This is a genomic window from Paramaledivibacter caminithermalis DSM 15212 (assembly GCF_900142245.1).
GTDB lineage: Bacteria > Bacillota > Clostridia > Peptostreptococcales > Caminicellaceae > Paramaledivibacter > Paramaledivibacter caminithermalis.
The window spans coordinates 45,554-51,625 of the sequence record NZ_FRAG01000024.1 but is presented as its reverse complement, the minus strand read 5'-3'; the positions used below and the strand labels follow the sequence as shown (position 1 = coordinate 51,625).

Sequence of the window (6,072 nt, the reverse complement as noted above, 5' to 3'; positions counted from 1 at the left end):
CTACCTTTATTGGATTATCTGGTTTAAATGTCCCATCTTCATATCCATTTATCGTTTCTAAGGCTATTAGCTTATCTATGTAGCCCTTAGCCCAGTGCTTTGTAAGGTCTGTAAATTCCTTTATTTTCCCTACTTCATTTTGTGATACCTCCCCCTTTTCTGCAAATACAAAGGCTGTACTTGCTGCTATTAGGGTTATAGTGATTAGCATTGATATTATTTTTTTCATAAAAAATCTTCCTTTCCTAAACTTTTTTTGGTTTTATTATTTATATAAAGCTTATATACTAATAAATATAATACATTTTTTGTAAAAATTGTGTAGGAATTTGTAAATGCTTGATTTTTTTTGTGTTCTTAGCATTGTTTTTTAGATATTACCTAGTTGCTAGGCATTAGAACACAAAAAAGAGTCAAAGGGAACCGTCACCTTTGACTCTGGTCACCTTTGACTCTTTTTTCTATAGACAATTTTGCCATTTACTATTGTCATAATAACATTAAAATCATTATCGATTATAGTTAGGTCAGCTTTCTTATTTATCTTTATACTTCCATATTCATCATCAATCCCTAGTATTTTAGCAGGTACTAATGAAGCCATATGAACAGCCTCCAATGGGCTTACTCCTACCTTTTCAATCATATTTTTAACAGCATTTATTATCTTTAAGGTGCTTCCCGCTAGTGAACCATTACTGAGTCGTGGAATCCCATCCTTTACAGCAACTTCCAATTCCCCTAGCTTATATTCTCCATCTGATAATCCTCCAGCCATCATGCAATCACTGATTAAACAAATCTTATCAGTTCCTTTGCATTTAACCAATATCTTAATTGACTCAGGATGTACATGAATCAAATCGGCTATAAGCTCAGCATATATATCATCTATTCCTAAAACTGCTCCCAAGACTCCTGGCTCTCTATGGTGAAGCCCCCTCATGCCATTATATACATGGACAGCAATACTAGCTCCATTTTCTATTGCTAATTTAGTTTCATGAAAGGTTGCATTAGTATGACCTAGCGAAACCTTTATTCCCTTTGCAGTAAGGGTTTTGATTAATTCAGGAGCATCTTCCTTTTCAGGTGCAATTGTAATGACTTTAATGCTACCATCTGCCTCATGTAATAGCTCATCTATATCTTTAACATCCAATCTTCTAATAAACTGGGCTGGATGAGCACCTTTCTTCTTCTCCGTTATAAATGGTCCTTCAATATAGGAACCAATTATAGCAGCTCCTTCTACATTCCTTTTCATTATCTCTCTAATATTTCTAACAGCATTAATTATTTTCGCCCAATCAGCCGTCACAGTTGTAGGCAAAAACCTGGTTACTCCATTCTTAGCAAGGTATTTAGATATTTCATTTACCGCCTCATAGTTTGAATCCATAGTATCATAACCATTTGCACCATGAATATGTAAATCTATTAATCCTGGTATTATTTTATATCCTGTTAAATCTATTATCTCTGTTCCTTCTTCATCTAAATGAGTGCCTATATCTTCTATAAGATTATTATTGATTGCTAAGCAACCATTCATTAGCACTTCATTCTCGCAATAAATTTCTGATGCTTTTATTAAATATGGCATTTTTTATCCCCCTTTAATAGTATATATTCCTATTTTTACATTATATCATCTAACTTGAGCATATTAAAATATTTAGAAATTTTTTATAATAGTTTTGATTCTTCTTTCATTAAAATATCAACAATTTTTTCATTAAATTCACTGCCTTTTATTTTAAGGGCATACAATGCTGCTCCAGTTACTGGTAGCAGTTTAGGTGTAACAATTTTAATATTCTTTTGAGTTTCTAAAATATATTTTTTAAATGGATTTAATATGAATTCCCCTGATCTAAATACTCCACCTGAATAGGATATTAATAATTCATCATTATCATCAAAATCTAATTGCTTTATTATGGAAAATACAATTAAGCTAAGTTCATAAGCTGCTTCTTCGAATGCTTTGATTGCATATTTATCACCTGCCTTAGCAGCCATAAATATAAGTTTAGCTAACTCTGCTATCTTGCCCCTATTCATGCCATATTTATTTAAAACCAACGATATTAAATCAAAATCCCTGTCTATGGCTAATTCTTGACGTACAATTTCATATAATGGAGTTTTTTCTAGCCTCCCATCTGACTCTTTTCCAAATATCTCTATAGCCTTTTTACCTAGCCAATATGCGGAACCCTCATCTCCGCAAAAATGTCCCCATCCACTTGACCTTGCAACTTTGCCATATTTATCTACACCTACTCCTATTGCTCCTGTACCAGCTACTATATTGATACCAGGTTTACATGCCAATGATCCAGCCCATGCTGCTTCTACATCGTTTCCGCACTTAAAATAATCTGACTTAAATATATCCTCAATCTTATTTTCCATATTCTTTGCATCTTCTATTATTTCTCCATATCCAGGTATTCCAAGGAAGGAAAAATCAATATCCTTTATATCTATTTGAATTTTATTACAAATTTCATTTATTCCTTGTTCTAACGTTTTACTAAAACCATCCATACCAACTTGCTTGTAATGGCAGGTCCCCTTCGTTATACAGCCTAGAATTTTCCCTTCGTCATTAATAAGCATAAAAGCAGTCTTTGTCCCTCCACCATCTACTCCTAAATATATCATTCAATCATCTCCAAACTAAAACTGCATTCAAATTTGAAATAATTCTATAGGTGTACCCTAATAAGCTCTAATGAATATAAGTAATCCATAAAAAACACCGCTAATTAGTGATTGTGTAGTAGAGACTTTTTTGATAAACAATAATCTCCAACTACACAATCTTTTAAAAAAATATATTAAGGGGGATTCAATTTGTTATTTTTATATTACAGAAAGGGAATATAAAAATTTCCTCCATAGAAATTAACATAACAGTTTTTCTTAATAATCATAAAATTTATACTATTGCTTAGTTGTTAAATTGTTTATAAAATTCCTCTAAGCTTATTGTTCTGTTATTTACCCTTGATTCTTCAGCTGCAAATGCCATAACATGACTTTCAACAGATATATCTGCTGAAGTAAGAGCCTTTCCACTTCCCTCTTTTATGAGAGAAATAAAATCCCTCATTATTCCATGGTCGCCGCCACCGTGACCACCTGTTATTACTTCAGGATTAATTATTGTTCTTTCATTGGAATCGAATTTATGGACCTCTATCTCATTTTTACTGTCGATTGCCCTAATTTCACCTTCAGTTCCCATTATTTTTATACTTCTATGTACTTTATTTGTAAATGCACTAAGATTAAAGGTAGCAGTTATCCCATCCTCAAATTCTATTATGGTTACTTGGTGGTCGCATACATCATTATCACATTTGAATACACATTTTCCATATGGCCCTTCTTCTAAAGCCTTTGTAACTGCTTCCTTTGTTTGTATCTCAGTAATAACTGTTGTAGGCCATGAGCCTATATGCTTATAGTAAAGCCTTTTAGCCGAATAAGGACAGGTCTCTTCTATTTGACAATATAAGCATCTATCTCCTGCCTTTTCTGGTGCTCTTTCTGGTCTGAAATATGACAGATTGCCAAAGGAAGATATCTTAGTACATCTTTTCCCAGCCAACCAAAGTAATATATCCATATCATGACAGCTTTTAGCAAGAATTATTGGACTCGACTGTATAGAATTTCTCCAATTTCCTCTTACAAAGCTATGTGCCATGTGAAAATAACCTATATTCTCATTATGCTGAATTGACATTACGTCACCTATAGTTCCATCCTCAATAATCTTTTTGATAGTACTAAAAAAAGGTGTGTATCTAAGAACATGGCATATCATAAAGGTTTTATCAGATTTTTTTGCAATTTTGCCCAGTTCTATACATTCCTTTAAATCATTAGACATAGGCTTTTCTAAAAGAACATGATATCCTTTCTCCAAAGCCTTTTTAGAAGGCTCAAAATGCATATCATCCTGGGTAGCAATAATCACTCCATCACAAAATTTATCTTTTTCTAACAATGGTTCCCATGATTCAAATTGAAGTTCTGGTTTTATATTATGTTTATTAGCAAATTCTTGTCTCTTTATTCCATTTGGTTCAGCTACTGCAACAAATTCAATATTCTCTGGATACTGGATTGCAAATTCTCCATATCTATCCTTACCTCTGTCTCCAGCACCAATAAGTGCGATTTTTACTTTAGACATAATAATTGCCCCCTTTTGAATAAATATATTATGAAATTATTTTTCTCTCGAATTGAATTCCTACCCCTTAGAACCTGTAAATGCTAATCCTTGTATAAATTGCTTCTGGAATATAATGAAAACTACAATCATTGGCCATATAGCTAAAACTGCCCCTGCCATCATCACAGGATAGTTAGTGAAATGCTGTCCAGATAATGATGCTATTCCAGCAGATAAGGTCATTTTATTTATATTAGTGTTTACAATAAGTGGCCACATCAATTGGTTCCAACTATCTAAGATACAAGTTATTGCTAAAGCTATAATACCAGGTCTTACCAAAGGTAGCATTATATTTTTAAAGATATGAAAGTGATTACATCCATCTAATATAGCAGCTTCTTCAATCTCCTTTGGAATCTGCATAAAAAACTGCCTCATCAAAAAAGTTCCAAAGGAACTAAATAACCCAGGAATAATTAATGCCCTAATTGTATTTAAAAGCTTTAGCTTTGCCATAATCATAAATTGAGGTAATAAAAAAGATTGTCCAGGAATCATAAGTACAGATAGCAATCCTATAAATATGTATTTTTTCCCTGGAAATTCTATTCTGGCAAAAGCATATCCTGCCATTGAGCAAAGAATAATTTGCCCCAAGGTTCTAACAACAGTATAAACTATGGTATTATAATAAAACTTTAAAAATGGTAAAGTCTTTTGTACTTCACTATAGTTTTTCCATTGAGGTACTTCTGGCAATATTTTAGGAGGAACCAAAGTTGATTCGCCAACGGTTTTTAGCGATGTGAGAACCATCCATACAAAGGGAGTTATTGTAACAACCACTCCTATTAAAAGAACTATATGGACTAATAATTTTTGATTAAAAAACTTATTTTGTTTTTTATTATTTAAAATCATTAACTAAACCCCCATCTATTCATAATGAACCCATTTTTTTTGAAGTCTAAGCTGTATTATTGTTACAATCATAATTATTATAAATATAAGTACTGCAATGGCTGCTGCATATCCTTTTTCATACCATTCAAATGCATACTTATAGAATAAATACACTATAGTTCTAGTCTTATCCATTGCTACACTGCTTTTACCTATCATTAAATAAATCAAATCAAAGGTTTGAAATGCCTTTATTAATGCCATAATTGAAATAAAAAAAATTGTTGGAGATAAAAGAGGTATAGTTATTTTGAAAAACTGTTGAATAGGAGTTGCACCATCAATAGAAGCTGCCTCATAATAACTTTGTGGTATCCCCTGTAATCCAGCTAAAAGAATAACCATATTAAAGCCAATACTCATCCATACAGATACTACTACTATTGCAGGCAGTGCAAACCTAGGATCCGCTATCCATGCGGGACCATTAATACCAATTTTAGCTAGAAGAGAATTAACAAGACCAAATTGACCATTGTAAAGCCATTTCCAAACCATAGCAATAGCTGCAGGCATTGTTACTGCTGGTAAAAAAAACAATGTTCTATATATACCTATGCCTTTAATCTTTGAGTTTAAAAGGGCAGCTACAACTATTGCAACTATTATTGTACAGGGTACAGAAAAAATAGTATATTTAAGGGTATTTATTAATGTTTGCCTAACCTCTGGATCAAATATTAGTCTTTTATAGTTATCGATTCCAATCCACGACCATTTTCCAAAAGCACCCATATCAGTGAAACTATAAAATAGATTTTGAAAAAACGCTCCTACATAAAATATAGTGATACCTAAAACCGTTGGTAATATTAAAATATACGCCCATTTTATATCATTTTTACGCCTATTTGATATTTTTTTCTTGGATTTGCTATTCTTTATATTGACAGCTTGTGAGTCCATTT

6 protein-coding genes are annotated in these 6,072 nt (G+C 32.3%); all 6 read right to left on the bottom strand.

Going from position 1 to position 6,072, the window contains the following annotated elements; translation table 11 throughout:
- On the bottom strand, positions 1-229 hold a 229-nt coding region (locus tag BUB36_RS10655; RefSeq protein ID WP_131821247.1), incomplete at its 3' end, for an S-layer homology domain-containing protein.
- A gap of 213 nt (positions 230-442) precedes the next feature.
- The gene (gene nagA, locus BUB36_RS10650; protein ID WP_073149781.1) at positions 443-1,606 is read right to left on the bottom strand and encodes an N-acetylglucosamine-6-phosphate deacetylase; all 1,164 of its coding nucleotides are present in this window, start codon (positions 1,604-1,606) and stop codon (positions 443-445) included.
- 83 nt (positions 1,607-1,689) lie between these two features.
- A complete protein-coding gene (locus BUB36_RS10645) occupies positions 1,690-2,673 on the bottom strand; it encodes an N-acetylglucosamine kinase (RefSeq protein ID WP_073149779.1) in 984 nt (327 codons plus the stop codon).
- Positions 2,674-2,962: 289 nt separating this feature from the next.
- A complete protein-coding gene (locus BUB36_RS10640; RefSeq protein WP_073149777.1) occupies positions 2,963-4,216 on the bottom strand; it encodes a Gfo/Idh/MocA family protein in 1,254 nt (417 codons plus the stop codon).
- A 60-nt stretch (positions 4,217-4,276) separates the two neighbouring features.
- Positions 4,277-5,122: a carbohydrate ABC transporter permease gene (locus BUB36_RS10635; protein WP_073149775.1), complete on the bottom strand. Its 846-nt coding sequence runs from the start codon at positions 5,120-5,122 to the stop codon at positions 4,277-4,279.
- A 15-nt stretch (positions 5,123-5,137) separates the two neighbouring features.
- Entirely contained in the window at positions 5,138-6,070 is a 933-nt protein-coding gene (locus BUB36_RS10630; RefSeq protein WP_073149773.1) for a carbohydrate ABC transporter permease, read from the bottom strand.
- Positions 6,071-6,072: the final 2 nt, after the last annotated feature.